Source organism: Streptomyces odonnellii, from assembly GCF_000981895.1.
GTDB classification, from domain to species: Bacteria; Actinomycetota; Actinomycetes; order Streptomycetales; family Streptomycetaceae; genus Streptomyces; species Streptomyces odonnellii.
Genome location: NZ_LATD01000277.1, coordinates 15821 through 31343 on the forward strand (window position 1 = coordinate 15821; position 15523 = coordinate 31343).

13 protein-coding genes and 1 tRNA gene are annotated in these 15523 nt (G+C 74.0%); 5 read left to right on the forward strand and 9 right to left on the reverse strand.

Annotated features, from left to right (window positions below):
- The first annotated feature begins 32 nt into the window (after positions 1-32).
- The 3 genes from sigJ (at position 33) to WH07_RS24440 (ending at position 2485) form a co-directional block, all read left to right on the forward strand.
- A complete protein-coding gene (sigJ, locus tag WH07_RS24430) occupies positions 33-1121 on the forward strand; it encodes an RNA polymerase sigma factor SigJ (protein WP_079023522.1) in 1089 nt (362 codons plus the stop codon).
- Positions 1122-1298: 177 nt separating this feature from the next.
- Positions 1299-2126, forward strand: a complete 828-nt coding sequence (locus WH07_RS24435; protein WP_232789043.1) for an NAD(P)H-binding protein — start codon at positions 1299-1301, stop codon at positions 2124-2126.
- Positions 2127-2140: 14 nt separating this feature from the next.
- Positions 2141-2485 (forward strand): DoxX family protein, encoded by a 345-nt coding sequence (locus WH07_RS24440; RefSeq protein ID WP_046504030.1) that lies wholly within the window; start codon positions 2141-2143, stop codon positions 2483-2485.
- A gap of 39 nt (positions 2486-2524) precedes the next feature.
- Here the strand turns inward: WH07_RS24440 and WH07_RS24445 are convergent, their stop codons facing one another.
- Positions 2525-4633 carry a putative bifunctional diguanylate cyclase/phosphodiesterase gene (locus WH07_RS24445; protein WP_046504032.1) on the reverse strand — a complete coding sequence of 703 codons (2109 nt, stop codon included), beginning with the start codon at positions 4631-4633 and terminating at the stop codon, positions 2525-2527.
- Positions 4634-4980: 347 nt separating this feature from the next.
- On the opposite strand from WH07_RS24445, the gene WH07_RS24450 reads away from it, so the two are divergent.
- A complete protein-coding gene (locus tag WH07_RS24450; protein WP_079023525.1) occupies positions 4981-6225 on the forward strand; it encodes a M6 family metalloprotease domain-containing protein in 1245 nt (414 codons plus the stop codon).
- A gap of 107 nt (positions 6226-6332) precedes the next feature.
- On the opposite strand, the gene WH07_RS24455 is transcribed toward WH07_RS24450, so the two are convergent.
- The 7 genes from WH07_RS24455 to WH07_RS24485 all read right to left on the reverse strand — a co-directional run bounded on the left by WH07_RS24455 (position 6333) and on the right by WH07_RS24485 (position 13212).
- Positions 6333-6406, reverse strand: a tRNA-Lys gene (locus WH07_RS24455).
- Positions 6407-6491: 85 nt separating this feature from the next.
- Positions 6492-7061 (reverse strand): bifunctional DNA primase/polymerase, encoded by a 570-nt coding sequence (locus tag WH07_RS38015; RefSeq protein ID WP_232789046.1) that lies wholly within the window; start codon positions 7059-7061, stop codon positions 6492-6494.
- 380 nt (positions 7062-7441) lie between these two features.
- A complete protein-coding gene (locus WH07_RS24465; protein ID WP_046504038.1) occupies positions 7442-7789 on the reverse strand; it encodes a hypothetical protein in 348 nt (115 codons plus the stop codon).
- Between the two features lie 163 nt (positions 7790-7952).
- A complete protein-coding gene (locus tag WH07_RS24470; protein WP_046504041.1) occupies positions 7953-9332 on the reverse strand; it encodes an AAA domain-containing protein in 1380 nt (459 codons plus the stop codon).
- 109 nt (positions 9333-9441) lie between these two features.
- Positions 9442-11082: a hypothetical protein gene (locus WH07_RS24475; protein WP_046504043.1), complete on the reverse strand. Its 1641-nt coding sequence runs from the start codon at positions 11080-11082 to the stop codon at positions 9442-9444.
- Positions 11082-12311, reverse strand: a complete 1230-nt coding sequence (locus tag WH07_RS24480) for a hypothetical protein (protein WP_046504045.1) — start codon at positions 12309-12311, stop codon at positions 11082-11084. The genes WH07_RS24475 and WH07_RS24480 overlap by 1 nt, the downstream gene beginning before the upstream one ends.
- Positions 12229-13212, reverse strand: coding sequence for a phosphatase PAP2 family protein (locus WH07_RS24485; protein ID WP_046504064.1), 984 nt, complete (start codon positions 13210-13212; stop codon positions 12229-12231). The genes WH07_RS24480 and WH07_RS24485 overlap by 83 nt, the downstream gene beginning before the upstream one ends.
- A 330-nt stretch (positions 13213-13542) precedes the next feature.
- Here WH07_RS24485 and WH07_RS24490 point away from each other — a divergent pair, with 330 nt between their 5' ends.
- Positions 13543-14139, forward strand: a complete 597-nt coding sequence (locus WH07_RS24490; protein WP_046504047.1) for a histidine phosphatase family protein — start codon at positions 13543-13545, stop codon at positions 14137-14139.
- Positions 14140-14173: 34 nt separating this feature from the next.
- Here WH07_RS24490 and WH07_RS24495 read toward each other — a convergent pair.
- On the reverse strand, positions 14174-15523 hold a 1350-nt coding region (locus WH07_RS24495; RefSeq protein ID WP_232789044.1), incomplete at its 5' end, for a tetratricopeptide repeat protein.

Here is a 15523-nt window from a genome sequence, read left to right on the forward strand (position 1 = left end):
GGCACAGGGAACGCGAGCAGGAGGAGTGATCAATGTCCGGCACCGGCAGGCCGCCCGGCTCGGCGGAGGGAGCCGAAGCCTCTCGTACGGACGCGACAGACGCGGCAGACGCGGCGGGGGCTTCGTCGGCTTCGGCGGCTTCGTCTGCTTCGGGGGAGGCTGACGCGGCGGGCGCGGCCGACGCGGCGACCCAGGTCTTCCTGGACCATCGCGAGCTGCTCTTCTCCCTCGTCTACAACATCCTGGGCAGCGTCGCCGACACCGAGGACGTCCTCCAGGACACCTGGCTGGCCTGGGCGGCCAGGAACCGGGAACAGGCAGGTGCGCCGGTCACCCACCAACGCGCCTATCTGGTGCGGATCGCGGTCAACGGCGCGCTGGCGCGCCGGGCGAGTGTGAGCCGCCGCCGCGAGGAGTACGTCGGGCCCTGGCTGCCGGAACCCCTGCTCACCGCCCCCGGCACCGTTCCGCTCACCGCGGGCGCCTCCGGTGCCCCTGGCGGCCCGGGCGGCGACGGCACGGGGGACGCCTCGGGCGCGGTCGTGCGCGCCGAGGCGGTGTCGATCGCGCTGCTGGTGGTGCTGGAGACGCTGACTCCGCTGGAGCGCGCGGTGTTCGTGCTGCACGAGGTGTTCGGCTACCCCCACACCGAGATCGCCGGGATCCTCGACCGCGCCCCGGCGGCGGTCCGCCAGCTCGCCCACCGCGCCCGCGAGCACGTCCGGTCCCGCCGCCCCCGCCACCGGACCGAGCCCCGGGTGCGGCGCGAGGCCACCGAGCGGTTTCTCGCCGCCGCGCTCGGCGGCGATCTGGACGCGCTCCTGCGGGTCCTGGCCCCCGACGTGACCATGTGGACCGATGGCGGCGGCCGGGTCAGGCAGACCGTCCAGCGCCCGCTGCACGGCCGCGACAAGGTCGCCCGCATGATCGCCGGCGTGGCCGGCCGTGCCCCCGAGAACCTCGACGTCCGCTACCGGACGGTCAACGGCGATCCCACCGCGGTGCTGTTCGCCGACGACGAGCCCTTCGCGGTCATGGTCATCGGCCTGGCCCCGGAAGGCGACCAGGTCACCGAGATCTACACCGTGACCAACCCCGACAAGCTCAAGCACATCGACTGAGCAGGCCGCTTCACCGACTGAGCAGGCCGCTTGGGCCATGTCACCGACGCACGCCACATGAGCGCGTCGGCCGCGCGTACGCGGTCGCGCGCACAGAACGTAACTCACCGGACGCGGTAAGCAACCGTGCACTCGGACCCACCGCATCGACCTACGAGAGGCAACCCCACCATGATCATGGTCACCGGAGCCACCGGAAACCTCGGCCGCCCGCTCCTCGCGGAACTGGCCGCGAAGGGCGTGAAGGTACGCGCCCTGACCCGTACCCCCGGCACCGTGCGACTCCCCGCCGGGGCCGAACCCTGCGACAGCGCCGCCCCCGACTTCGACGGCGTGACCGCGCTCGTCCTCAACCTCGCCGCGGTCCCCGGCGGCCCCCGCCCCCTGCTCGCCGCCGCGAAGGCCGCCGGGGTACGGCGCGTGGTCACCCTCTCCTCGCTGGTCGTCTCGGAGGACAGGACCGCGGGCGAGGGCAGCGCCGCCGCGGTCCACCGCGAACTGGAGGCGGCGGTCGAGGCGGCGGTCCCCGAGTGGACCCATCTGCGCCCCGGCGGCTTCGCCTCCAACGCCTTCCAGTGGAAGGCGCAGCTCGCCGCGGGCGATGTGGTGCGCGGTCCGTACGCGGGTGCCTGGACCGCGCCGATCGACGAGGCGGACCTGGCGGCGGTCGCCGTACGCGCCCTGCTCAGCGACGAACTGCTGGGCCGGGCACTCCCGTTGACCGGGCCCGAGGGACTCACCACCGCGCGGCAGGTGGAGATCCTCGGCGAGGCGCTGTCGCGTCCGCTGCGGTACGAGGAGATACCGCCGGAGGCGGCGAAGCGGGCGATGCTCGCGCACAACCCCTGGGTGGACGAGGCGGCGGCCGACTCGCTGCTCGGCTATCTCGCGACGACCGTGGGCGGGCCCGCGGTGGTGACCGGCGAGGTGGCGCGCGTACTGGGCCGCCCGGCCCGTACATACGCCCGGTGGACGGCCGACCACGCCGCCGAATTCCTCAACTGACCCGGGAGCGGCTCATGTTCATCGCCTTTGTGGTGGTCACGGCCGTGACGGCCGCCGCCAATGTCTTCTCCGCCGTGTGCGACTTCGTACGGTACGAACAGGTCGCCGTCGGCATGGACGCGGCGGGGGTGCCGCGCTCGTGGATGCCCGCGCTGGGCGTGCCCAAGGCGGCGGCCGTGCTAGGACTGCTGGCCGGCTTCCGGATCCCGGCGCTCGGTATCGCCGCGGCGGGCGGGCTGGTGCTGTTCTTCGTGCTGGCCATAGCGGTTCATCTGCGGGTACGGGACTACTCGTTCGGCTTCCAGTACCCGTTCCTGGCGCTGTCCGCCGCGACCCTCGCCCTGGGACTCGCGGTCTGAAGCAGCGGCCGGACCGGCCGGGCCGGGCCGGCGCGCGGCTCAGCCGGCCGGTTGAGCGCTCGCGGCGATCATCTCCGCGATCCGCTCCGGCGCCACCGGGCGGGAGAAGAGCCAGCCCTGCCCGGTGTCGCAGCCGATCCGCTGGAGCCGCGCCGCCTGCCCCGAGGTCTCCACGCACTCCGCGGTCACCGTCAGCCCCAGCCGGTGCGCGAGCTGGACCAGCGCCTCGACGATCGTTTCGTCCGCGGGATTCGGATGGACCCCGTCGTCGTACCGGAACCCGCGCACGAACGAGCCGTCCAGCTTGAGCACTGAGACCGGCAGCCTGCTGAGATACGCGAGGTTGGAATAGCCGGTGCCGAAGTCGTCGATGGCGATCCGTACGCCCATGTCGCTCAGCGCCTGGAGCGCCTGGAGGGGCCGGCCCGCCGAGCCCATCACCGCCGACTCGGTCAGCTCCAGTTGCAGCAGATGCGGTACGAGACCGGTCTCCGCGAGGATCTCCGCCACATCCGCGACCAGATCGGAGTCCCAGACCTGGCGCACGGCGACATTGACGCTCACGAACAGCGGCCGGGCGCCGGGGTGGTCGAGCTGCCACCGCCGGGCCTGGCGGCAGGCCGTACGGAGCACCCACCGCCCGAGCTGGACGATCGACCCGTCCTCCTCGGCGATACCGACGAACCGATTCGGCGAGAGCGTCCCGAACTGCGGGTGATTCCAGCGCACCAGCGCCTCCACCCCCCGTACGGTCCCGTCGGCCATGCCCACCAGCGGCTGGTACTGGAGCACGAACTCCTCGCGCTCGACGGCAGGGCGCAGCCGCGAGGTCAGCGCCTGCCGTGTCATCCGGTGGGCGTTGCGCTCCGGGTCGAAGAGGGTCCAGCGGGCCTTGCCGTCGGCCTTGGCCCAGTACAGCGTGGTGTCCGCGGCCTGCATCAGACCGGTCGGCGTGGTGCCCTGCGCGGCGCGCTCCACGACCCCGATCGAGGCCGAGACCGAGAGCCGCTGCCCGGCCAGGTCGAAGGGGCGCTGGAGGGCGGTGAGCACGGAGCGCGCGAGATCGGCGAGCTGTTCCGTGCCGGTGGAGTCCTCGACCAGGATCGCGAACTCGTCGCCGCCGAGCCGGGCCACCAAGTGGCCGCCGCTGCGCGTGTATCCGTCCTGGTCGGCGCATTCGGTGAGACGGGTCGCGACGGCGGCGAGCAGCCGGTCGCCGGTGCGGTGGCCGAGGGTGTCGTTGACGGCCTTGAAGCCGTCGAGATCGAGATAGCAGAGGCCGATCCGCCCTGTTCTGCCATCGCCCCTGGTATCGCCGTAGGCGCCGCTGCGGGCATACGCTCCGGTGCTGTACGTGCCCGTGCCGTACATGCCGCCGCCGTACGGTCCCGTGCCGTACGAGGAGGCGTCGAGCGCCGAGGTCTCCAGCGCGGACGCGAGCCGTTCGAAGAACAGGGTCCGGTTGGGGAGCCGCGTCACCGGGTCGTGCATCTGGAGATGGCGCAGCCGCGCCTGCAGCTCGCGCCGGTCGCTGATGTCGGTGATCGACAGCAGCGAGGTGCCGCTCTCCGGTACGGGCGCGACCGTGACCTCGGCCCACAGGGTCCGCCCGTCGGAGTGCTTGAGGCGGCGGGTGCAGCGGAAGCGCGAGCGGTGGGTGTCCAGCACCGCGCGGTAGGCGTGCCAGGTGCGGCTGTCCGAGGCGAGATCGACGAGATCGGCGGCGGACTGGTCGAGCAGCGCGGCGGTCCGGGTGCCCAGGAGGGCGGCGAGCGCGTCATTGGCGCTGATGACGGTGCCGTTGCCGTCGAGGACCGCCATGGCGAGCTGGGCGGCGTGGAAGGCACCGCGATAGTCGCGCTCGTCGGCATCGGCATCGGCGTTGGCATCGGCATTGGCGTCGGTGTTGGCACCGGCATCGGCGGTGGCGGGGCCGTGGCCGGTGCCGCCGGTGCCCGCTCTGCCGATGCCCGCTCTGCCGATGCCGGCTCCGCGCGCGTCGGCTCCGCGGGCGTCGGCCGGGCCCGTCTCGACTCTGCCGAGAGGATGACGTTCCGTCACCGACTGGGCGCTCGGAGGTCCGTCGCCGTCCTGCGGCACGACCGCCGTTCGGTGCGGCCCATGCGGCCCTTCGGAGGTTCCGCTCACGGCTCGCTCCCGCGGTGCAGTCGTGTCGTACAGAGTCGTACCGAGTGATCGGGACGGCCGGCCAGGGAAAGTGTGCCGATCATAGAGGGAGCCCGGGCGGCCGTTCCAGCTCCGGGGTCCGCGACGGGAGCGTCGCGGGCACCCGCCCCGCCGCCGGGCGATCGTTTCTGCCTGCCTGTGGCCCGGCCGGTCCGGGCCTTCACATCCCGTGACGTTCCGTGACCCGTCGGGGTGTCGTACGGAAGACGTGACACTCCTCACCCGTGTGGGGCAGCGGAACAGGGCGTATCGTCCCAAAACGGCACAGGGTGGGTGAGGGATCCACCAATCCGGAGCCGGAGGTCGACGTGGAGCGTCCACAGCCACCGGGAGGAGTGGACCGGCCCCGCCTGCGCAGGACCGCGGCCGCCTTCACCTCCCTCACGGCGCTCGCCGCCACCTCCCTCGTCACGGGCCCCGCCGCCGACGCCGTCTCCGAGGGACCCTGCGCACTGCCCCGCAGCTCGGCGCACCACTCCGTCGGTCTGGACACCTGGAACGCCGCCTATCCGCGCCCGGACCGCCCCCTCGACGCGGTGATGGTCTTCCTCTCCTTCCCCGACTCCAAGAAGCTGCCCGATCCCGCGGAACTGGTGGCCGATCACTTCCCGGCCACCAGCCGCTTCTACGAGCAGGCCTCGTACGGCAAGTTCACCCTGCGGCCGCACCCCAAGCTGCGCTGGGCCCGGATGCCGCACCCGTCGACGGCGTACGGGATGCGGCGCGACTGGGAGCCCGCGCGGCGCACGGCCTATCTGCGGGACGCGGTGGCCGCCGCCGATCCGCTGGTCGACTTCTCCCGCTACGACGTCGTCTATCTGGTCGCCGACCCGGAGGCGCCCGGTGTCGACTCCGACGCCACGAAGGTGGTCAACTTCGAGCAGCCGATGCGGGCGGACGGTACGGAGATCAAGCGCATCGTCACCGTCTTCGAGCGCCATCCGCCGGACCGCAATGTGCTGGCCCACGAGACCGGGCATGTCTTCGATCTGCCGGACCTCTACCACCGGCCGGTGGACGGCAAGGGCGACTGGGACACCTATGTCGGCGACTGGGACGTGATGGGCAGCCAGTTCGGGATGTCCCCGGATCTCTTCGGCTGGCACAAGTGGAAGCTGGGCTGGCTCGATCGGAGCCAGGTGCGGTGCGTGGCGCCGTCCGGTACGAGTCTGCTCAGCCTGGAACCGGTCTCCGCCGCGCCGACCGTCGCCGGGAGTACGGGAACGAGGCTGGCGGTCGTCAGGACCGGCGACCGCTCCGCCCTGGTGATCGAGGCGCGCTCGGCGACCGGCAACGACCTCGACACCTGCACCGAGGGCGTGCTGATCTACCGCGTGCGCAGCGGCGCGGCCTCGGGCGGCGGTCCGGTCGAGGTGGTGGACGCGCATCCGCAGAGCCGGGCCTGCTGGGACCAGTCGGTGTACCCGCCGCTGGCGGACGCGCCGCTGGGGGTGGGCGAGACGTTCACGGTGCCGGGGGAGCGTACGAAGGTGGAGGTGGCGGACCGTACCCGCGGGGGCGCCTGGACGGTCAAGATCACCCCGGCGCCCTGATACGGGCCATGGCTCCGTCGCCGGCGCGGCCCAGCGGCTCGCGTGCACGGCACCGTGGTGGCACGAAAGAGGCCCCTCGCCGATGGCGAAGGGCCTCTTCCCGTCTGTGCGCCGCCAGGGACTCGAACCCCGGACCCGCTGATTAAGAGTCAGCTGCTCTAACCAACTGAGCTAGCGGCGCCTGCTGACGTCGTAGACCTTAGCACCCGGATCGGCGGGAGGAAAAATCGATATACCGGCACCGCTCCGGAGGCCGTTTCCGGTGGTCAGCAGCATGACTGGGGCAGTCTGTCCGGTGTGGCGCCGGTCCGGGGCCGGGGTATGGGCCCGGCCGCGGCGCGGGCCGCCCGCAGCGTCGCGCGCGCCGCCCGTACACAGGCCCAGAGCAGGACCTCGGGGCCCGGAAGCCAGGGGTGGCGGGTCTCGGGGGCGACCAGCCAGTGCGGCCCGGAGGGGGCGCCGGGCAGCAGCGGCGGTACGGTCACGGCGTCGCCCACACCGTGGCAGAGCAGCGGCGGCGCCGTCTCGTCCCGGCCGCCCGCCCCCGTACCGTCCCAGCGCTGCCAGGAGAGCAGGGACGGCAGCCGCTGCGCGGTGCCGGGCACGGCGAAGAGGAGCGTACGGTCGCGGTACGCGGCGACCGGGCCCGAGCCGGGCCCCTCCGCCCAGAGCCGCTCCAGCATGCGCCGGCCGAAGACGCAGGGGACGCTCACCACATCGAAGGCGGAGCCGCAGGTGAGCACGGTGGGGGCGGTCGGCCGGGCGGCCCAGCGGGAGAGCGTGGAGCGGGGGGAGGCCGCGGCGGAGGCGAGCCAGTCGGCGCCGGCCGGGGTGATACGGGCGGCGGGGCGGTGCCGGTCCTCGGTGCTCCGTCCGCTCGCGCCGCTTCCTTCGCCGCCGGTGGCGACGGAGCCGCCTTCGCCGCCGTCATGGAGGAGGGCGGCGAGGTCGGCACGGCGTTCGTCGTCGCTCGCACCGGGGCTCGTACGGAGAGGGGTGCCGGGGCTCTGGGGGGCTGCGTCTCGTGGCCATGCGCTCATGACATCCAGGTCTACCGCCAGTAACCCCGGTACTCCAGAGAGTTCGCCGAAATTCCGGCAGCGAAGTCCGCGGAGGAGTAACCTGCCCCGCGGCATATGCCAGGGGATCCCGCCCCTGGCCCGGGCCGCACGCTTCCGGCCATCCGCCGGCCCGGCCTGCCGGCTCGGGCCATCCGTCAGACGGGGCCCATCCCTTCGCCGCGGAGCAGGTCGCGGCCGAACTCGACCATCTTCTTCGCGTAGTCCTCGGTCCACTCCGCGCGGCGCGCGATGTCCTCGGTCGTGAGCAGGTCGAAGCGGCGCGGATCGGCGAGCTGGGCGGCGGCCAGCGCCTGGAACTCGACCGCACGGTCGGCCGCCGCGCGGAACGCGAGCGTCAGCTCGGTGGCCCTGGCCAGCAGCTCCGCGGGGTCGTCGAGCGACTCCAGATCGAAGAAGTGCTCGGGGTCGGCGACCGCCTCCGAGGGGTCGAAGAGCAGCGGTGCGGGCCGCAGCCGCCGCTCGCTCCGCTCGGGATCCGGCATCTTTCCTCCTGCTGCTCGTGCGTGTACAGGCCCCACAGGGCCTGGCCACCGTCCATTGTCCCGCTCCGCGCAAGGGGGCCTTCCAGGCGTGCGCCGCCCGGCGTACGAACGGCCCGCGCGGCGGTCCGGGGAGCGCTTTCCGGGTGCGGTCCGGCGGCGCGGCTCAGGGGCGCCAGGACACCCGGTGATTCGACCAGCGCTCCCAGGTGGACTGCATCGCCTCCCAGCCGTCCGGGAACTTCACCGTCACCCCGAGCTGGACCGGCTCGGTCGACGGATGCTCGTCCAGCAGCTCCGCGACGCCCGCCCGGCAGACCACGACGCAGGCGTGCCGGTGCCGGGAGGCGAGCACGCACAGCCGGCCCGTCTCCAGATGGAACGCGGTGGCGTCCGGACGGCCGGAGAGCGGATGGAGCATGACCGTCACATCGAACTCGCGGCCCTGGAGCCGGTTCGCCGTGTCCACCGCCACTCCGGCCACGCCCAGCTCCGCGAGGGCCGCCCGCACCGCGGCGACCTGGTCGCGATGGGCCGTACCGACCGCGATCCGGTCGGCCGTCACCGGCACCGCGCCGGGGGCGCGCTCACTGACGGCCGCGCCCCCGCGGTCCAGCAGTCTGCGCACCACCAGGGCCACGGCCCGCACCGCCTCGGGGTCCGTACGGGGCGTGCGCCGCGCGGGCAGCTCCAGCAGCCCCCAGCCGGACTCGGCCGCCTCGTCCAGCACCCGGTCGGGCCCCGAGCCGTCCGACGCCACCCTGAAGGTGAGCCGCCGGTCGCCGTGGTCCGTACCGCTGCGGAAGGGCGTGTACGGATAGAACGCGGCCGACACCAGCGGCGCCGCCGACGCCGGCAGCCGCCATGAGACGGGCAGCCGGTGCTGGGGCAGACCGGGGTTGTGCGCCAGGAGGGTGGAGACCGCGCTCGCCGACGGGTCGTACGACAGGCCCGCCCACTGGTCCGCGCCCACCACGCTGAACGGGTCGAGCTGGCCGGGATCACCGACGAACAGCGCGCGCTCGAAGAGCCCGGCGACGGCCAGCAGCGCGTCCGAGCGCATCTGGTAGGCCTCGTCGACGATGGCGTGCCGCCAGGGCTCCACCCCCTGCACATGGGCCCACTTCGCGGCCGTGGAGATCACGACGTCGAGGCCCGCGAGCTCCGCCGCCTTCGCGGACTTGCGGACGTTCGGCAGCTCGTCCAGCGCCCGGTCGTACGGATCGGGGTCATTGCTGTGCAGCCGGCCGACCGGCAGCTCCGGCTCCTTCTCGGCGAGCCGGGCGACCAGATCGTCCACCTGTGCGTTGGTCTGCGCGACGACCATCAACGGCCGCCCCGCTGCGGCCAGTTCGCGCGCGGCCCGCACGACCAAGGTCGACTTGCCGGCGCCGGGCGGCGAGTCGACGACGACACCCCGGTGGGCGGCGCCCAGGGTGTCCCGCAGAATCGCGTCGGTGGCCCGGGCCGCGGCGGCGCCGGGATCGAAGGGCGCGCCGACCGGTACGGGACGGGGCACGGCGTCGGGTGTGGCCGGTGCGGTCATCGGGCGGCTCCTGGTGAGCGGGGCGCGGTGCCGGGGCGGTTGCTTCGCGGTGCGTGGGGGCCGGTGCCCGGTAACGCGCGGCGGCCGGGGCGGCGCCGTCTGGTCGCAGTCACAGGAAGTCCTCCTCGGTCACCGGGTCGGGAGCGTGCGCCGGAGCCGCCGTGCCTTCAGCGCCCGCCGTGCCCGGCGGGCCGCCGTGGGTCCAGGGGGCCTCTTCGGGATCCGGCAGCTTCGGGCCGCCGCGCTGGTCGTGCTCGAACAGCGTCCAGGCGATCCGGTCGCCCTTGTCCGGTACGGAGCCGGGCGCGGGCTCCTTGGCGCGGCCCATACGGTCGGTCAGCCGCAGCACGAGCACCCGCTCCCCGTCCTCGCCGTCGTCGCCGTCCGGGGCATTCTCGTACCGTACGAACTCCGCCGACTGCGGTCTGCCGTCCAGCGAGCGGAACACCTTCGTACGCTCGCCGAGATACGGCCGGTCGTCGGTGCGGACCGTGACCAGCGGGCGGGGGCTCGGGCGTTTGCTCTCGCTGTACGCCATCACGACCTCCGTCACCTCCCCGACGAACGCCTCGCCGGAGAGCCTGCGCCCCGCCAGCACCAGCGGATCGTCCAGCGCCTCCGCCGCGTCCAGTTGCGCTTGCGCCGTCTCACGCGTGGCGAGCTTCTGCGCGGCCGTCACGGCGTCGTCACGCCGGGGCTGCGGCGGCTCACCGGCGCGCACCCGGTCGCGATGGCCGGTGAACGACCAGCGGTCGCGCGTCCAGCGCTCCTCCACCCGCGCCCCCTCCGGCAGTTCGCGCAGCAGGTCGAGGCCGTGCCACACCGCGTCCCAGGCCGGCCGCATGACCCCGTGGAGCAGGGCGCGGATGTCCCGCTCGGCGGCCGTGAGCCGGGCGAGGCGCTCGTCCGCGTCCGGTCCGTCCTCGGCCGCCGCCAGCTCCTGGCGGGCCCGGTCGTAGCGCTCGACCGCGGGCGCCAGCAGCTTGTTGTCGAACGCCGGGTCCGTCGCGGGCCCGGCCGGCGGGCACACCAACTGCCCGCCCCTGTCCCGCTCCACCTCCGCCCGCGACGCCGCCTCCGCGCCGGACAGTTCGCCGGGCGGATCGATCCAGGCGAGCAGCGCACCGAGGTGCTGGTCCTCCAGGCTCGACTGGCCGGTCGCCCAGTGGCGGTTGAGCAGATCGGTCGCCGCGAGCAGCAGCGAGGAGCCCGGCACCCGGGCTCGCTCGCCGTAGTGCGTGAGCCAGCGGCCGAGCAGCGGGACGCGCGGCGGCGCGGGATACGGGGTGTCCGGGTCCTCCTCCGCGGTGCGCCGGAACCGCATCGACCGCCCCAGCAGCCGTACGAAGTCGATCCCGGGGCGGCTCGGCACGATGATCTGCGGCGCGTCCACGCACAGCTCGACCTCGGCCTTGACCCGCTTCCCGGTCTCCGGGTCGGTCTCGCTCCGCTCGGCGGGCTCGACCACATCGGCGTACGCGTCGAGATACGGCAGCACGGCCTCGGCCAGCTCGGCGAGGAACGTGAACCGCAGATCGCGGTCGCGCGGCTGCGCGACCGTCAGCAGCCGGGGCGCGTCCCGGTCCGTTCCGACCAGCGCCCCGAGCGGCGCGCCCGCCTCGCCCGCCGTGGTCAGCGGTACGAGCACGAGCGGCCGGTCCGAGATCCGCCGGTGCCGTACGGTCGCGAGCGGCCCGGCCTGCCCGCTCGCCATGGCCTCCAGCCGCGCGAGCGTACTGATCAGCGACATCAGCCCACCCCTCGTTCCGGCGCCCCCGCGCCGGCCGGGGCGTCCGCGCCGACAAGTGCCCCCGCGCCGGGCGGTGCCCCCGAGCCTGCCAGGGCCTCCGCCCGCAGCGCCGCCGCTCTCCGGAGCGCCATCACGGCCGGGTCGCCCGGATCCCCCGTGTCCCCGTGTGCCGCCGACAGCACCGCCGTCACCGTGGTCAGCGCGCCCAGTTCGCCCCGTACGCTCCGGCCCAGCGCCTCCACCGCGCCGCTCTCCCTCGCGCGGTCGCGGCAGTGGAAGGACAGCTCGCAGGCGGAGAGACACTCGGGGGCGTAGGCCGCCGGGACCGCCTCGACCGCGCTGGTCAGCTCGGCGCCGGAGCAGCGGGTGACGTCGAAGGTGGTGCCCTCGGGGAGCGCGGACGCGATGTCCTCGACCCGGGTCAGCCGGGTGAGCTGACGGCGCGTCACCGAAAGCTGTTTGCGTATGTCGACGACCGACGCGGTCGGCAGGTTCGAGAAGTCCTTCGGGCACACCAGCAGCACCCGGTCGCCCACCTCCGCCCCCGGCGTACGGCCCGCGACCCGCTCCAGCGCCAGGACGTACACCGCGGCCTGCCGCGCCGCCGCGCCCACCTTCGCCGCGTCGGCCGAACCGTCGATCATCGGGAAGGACTTGATCTCCACGACCGTCCACCGCCCGTCCGGCCGCACCACCACCGCGTCCGGCTCCAGATACGCGGGCGAGCCCGCCACATCGAGGGCCAGCAGCGGATGGTCGAGCAGGGCCCAGCCCCCGGACTCCGTGGCCTCGCGCAGCGCCAGCGCCGTACGGGCCGTACGCCCCTCGGGTCCCGCCGCCGACAGATCGGGTACCGACACCTCGCCCGGCGCGGGCGGCGGTGCCTCGCCGCCGAGCCGCTCCGCCAGCAGCTGCAGCAGCTCCGTACCCCCGTCGGCCTTGACCTTCGCCTCGAACGCGTTCCCCCGCATGAACGCGAACTGCGACTGTCCGAACGGCGCGGGGGAGCCCAGCGCCTTCGCGAGCGCCTTCTTGTCGACCCCCGCACCGTCCAGCAGCGCCCGCCGCTTGCAGCCGGGGTTGGCGGCGAGGGCCGCCAGCGCACGGGCGTCGAGCGGATGGGGCGCGACGGAGGGGCCGCGCAGCTCAGCGAGCCGTCGCCGGAGTGTCGTCTGCGGAGGAGGTGCCGGGGGTGCTGCCGCGGGTCCGCCGCCCAGGGAATCGCTCACCCGCGGAAGTCTCGCATCCGCCACTGACAATCGGCGATGCGTGAGGCCGCGGCTGTGACTCCGGGGACTCCGGGGGCGTCTGCGCGGGCACGGTGAACAGCCGTGACAGGGCTGGCCGCGGCCCGGACCGCCCGGACCGTACGGTCATCGCGGCCCGGACGCGGTCCCGTGTCCGGTCCGCCGCCCGCAGCGCCGGCCTCGTCAGCAGCGCCCCCGCCGCCATCACCGCCGCCCCCGCGACCGCGTCCAGGAAGTAGTGGTTCGCCGTCCCCATCACCACCACGGTGATGACGACCGGATACGCCGCCCCCAGCCGGCGCACCAGCGGGGTACGGGCGTGCCGCCACAGCAGCACCCCGCACCACAGGGCCCAGCCGACATGCAGGCTCGGCATCGCCGCGAACTGGTTGGTCATCTCGCCCAGACCGCGCGGCGCGCTCGCCTCGTCGCCCCACCACCCGTACTCGCTGAAGTGCGCCATGGTGTCGACGAAGCCGTGCCGCGCCGCCAGCAGCCGGGGCGGGCAGGTGGGCAGCAGGGTGAAGCCGGCCAGCCCGAGCAGGGTGGCGAGCATCAGCCAGTTCCGCGCGGCCCGGTAGAACGCGGCGCGGTGGCGGAACATCCACACCAGTACGGCCGGGGTCACCAGATAGTGCAGCGAGGCGTAGACGAAGTCGGCGGGCACACCCAGTGCCGGGGTGCCGGTGAAGAGCCGGTTGAGCGGGTGCTCGGCGTTGAGGTACAGCGCCTTCTCTATTCGCAGGATCGCCAGACCATGGGCGACGGCTGTCGACTCGTCGCCGCGCGCCAGCAGCCGGCCCGCCGAGTACGCGGCGTAGACGAGGGCGACCAGCGCCAGCTCGGCCCACCAGCGCGGCCGGGCGCCCGGCCGGTGCCCCATCTGTGCCGTACCCGCGATCTGTGCCGTACCCGCGCCGACCGCCCTCGCGGGTATGCCGTCGCGGGCGCTGGCTGTGGCGCCGGCGGCGGCGCTGCGTGGCATTCTGGCGCTCTCCATCGTGAATTCATGCGCGTTTCGGCCGATGTTCAACCGTACGGTGTACGTCACCGCATCCACCGGCCGGGTGTATCCCCGGACTGTCGTTCGGGGGCATCCCCGGCCAACGCCGCCCAACGGAAAGGTGGACGCCTGTATCACCCGGGAGGTTGCCCGTCGTTCAAGTACGCGATGATGGAGCGGCACCCGTTGTGAACCTCAGGGAGAGCCCCCATGGCAGCGCGCATCCTCCTCGCCCGGCACGGCCAGACGGCCTGGTCGCTTTCCGGCCGTCACACGGGCAGGACGGACATCCCCCTGCTCGACGAGGGCCGCAGGGGCGCCAAGCTGCTGGGCGAACGGCTGCGCCAGGCACCCTGGTCGGGTCTCGCGGACGCGGAGATCCGTACCAGCCCGCTGTCCCGCGCGAGCGAGACCTGCGCGCTGGCGGGCTTCGGCGAGCGGGCCGAGGAGTGGGACGCGCTGATGGAGTTCGACTACGGCGCGTACGAGGGCATGACACCGGCCCAGATCAAGGCGGACCGCCCGGACTGGTTCATCTGGCGCGACGGCGTGCCCGGCGGCGAGAGCCTGGCGCAGGTCTCGGCCCGCGCGGACGAGGCCATAGCGTGGGCGCGCTCGGCCGACCGGGACGTGCTGTTCTTCGCCCACGGCCACATCCTGCGCGCGATAGGGGCGCGCTGGCTGGGCGAGGACATCGCGTTCGCGGCGCGCGTCCGGCTCGCCCCGACCTCGGTCTCGGTGTTGGGCTGGGCGTACGGACTCCCGGCCATCGAGGTCTGGAACGACACGGCGCATCTGGCGGACTGACCCGGGCTCGGTGCGGCCGGGGCGGTGGCCCGTACTACGCGCGGGCGTTCGTCGCCGCGTGCCGCTCCAGGAAGGCCCGTACCTCGGGCAGCCGCCGCTGCGGCAGCAGCACCCGCGCCGTGCCCGCGAGCTTGGTGTGGATACGGGACGACTGCACCCCGTCCAGCAGGTCGAGCACCTGCCCGCCGGCCACCGCCGCCGCGTCCGGCGAGCCCGCGCGGGCCAGGTCGGTGGCGAGCTCCACGCGGTAGAGGGCGAGATTGCGGGCGAAGTGCGGGTCCTGGAGGACGGTCGCGCGGTACGCGTGCCGGGCCGCCCGTGCCCAGTCGCCCAGCGCCCCGTGGCAGAGCGCCTCCTGTGCCTCCAGTTCGGGTTCGCCGAAGAAGGACATCCACTCGGGGTCCGTCTCCGAGGAGCCGCGCTCGAAGAGATCGTGCGCCCGGGACAGCGCCTGTTCGCAGCTCGTACGGTCGCCGAGCCCGGCCCAGCCGCCCGCCTCCCGCAGCGCGAGCAGCGACAGCAGCCGGGGCGAGGCGAGCCGCCGGGCGGCCCGGGTGCCGGCCTGCGCGGCACGCACGGCCTCGTGGTACCGGCCCGAATCCCTCGCCAGGAACGACATGTTGCAGAAGGCGTGCGCCTCCAGCGCGGCATCGGCCGCGACCCGCGCGGTCGCCAGCGCCTCCCCGTAGTGCGAGCGCGCGTCGTAGAACCGGCCGGAGTCATGGGCCAGCCAGCCCACCGAGATCGACAGCTCGCCCGCGCCCGAGTGCAGCCGGTCCGCGGTGGACCGCCGGGTGGCCGTGCCCGCGTCGAGCAGGGCGTACGCGGCGCGCAGCGGGCGGGCGGCCTGCCGGTAGAGGCCGTCGGCGCCGTACCGGTCGTCGAGCAGCCGGATCCGGCGTACGGCCTCCTCGACGGCGTCCACCTCGGCGTCGCCGGCCCGGCGGGGGGCGGGCACGGCCGCGGCGGGCGTACCGCCGAGACCGAGGGTCGCGGCCATCACCGTGACGGGGCCGCTCGTCATGAATGCGCGACGCAGCACATCGCTCTCCTCGCTGGTGTCGCCGGTATCGCCTTCGCCGCTGTCGCCGTCGTCGCGTGTGCCGTTCGCGGCGACGAACGGCGGGGGCGGCGGGGGAGCCGGAGGGGGTTGCGCCGAGGTCCTGGCGGCCGTGGTCCGGGCGGCTCTGCCACGTACCTGTTCACGTGCGCTGAAGCCCAGGTCCTGAAGGGTCAGCCCGGGGAACATGTGCAGGAAGACGCGTTCGTACGCGTAGTTGGGGCAGCGGATCTCGCCGGCCTCGACCCGGCCCACGTAGCGCGCGTCGCAGGCGACCTGTTCGCCGATCTCGCGGGCGGCCCTGCGGACGGCGGCGGCGGACTC

Bases quoted from the DNA above. Each gene is read 5' to 3' on its own strand.
- sigJ (WP_079023522.1), top strand. From the start codon at position 33: ATGTCCGGCACCGGCAGGCCGCCCGGCTCGGCGGAGGGAGCCGAAGCC.
- WH07_RS24435 (WP_232789043.1), top strand. From the start codon at position 1,299: ATGGTCACCGGAGCCACCGGAAACCTCGGCCGCCCGCTCCTCGCGGAA.
- WH07_RS24440 (WP_046504030.1), top strand. From the start codon at position 2,141: ATGTTCATCGCCTTTGTGGTGGTCACGGCCGTGACGGCCGCCGCCAAT.
- WH07_RS24465 (WP_046504038.1), bottom strand. From the start codon at position 7,789: ATGCCGGATCCCGAGCGGAGCGAGCGGCGGCTGCGGCCCGCACCGCTG.
- WH07_RS24470 (WP_046504041.1), bottom strand. From the start codon at position 9,332: ATGACCGCACCGGCCACACCCGACGCCGTGCCCCGTCCCGTACCGGTC.
- WH07_RS24475 (WP_046504043.1), bottom strand. From the start codon at position 11,082: ATGTCGCTGATCAGTACGCTCGCGCGGCTGGAGGCCATGGCGAGCGGG.
- WH07_RS24485 (WP_046504064.1), bottom strand. From the start codon at position 13,212: ATGGGGCACCGGCCGGGCGCCCGGCCGCGCTGGTGGGCCGAGCTGGCG.
- WH07_RS24490 (WP_046504047.1), top strand. From the start codon at position 13,543: ATGGCAGCGCGCATCCTCCTCGCCCGGCACGGCCAGACGGCCTGGTCG.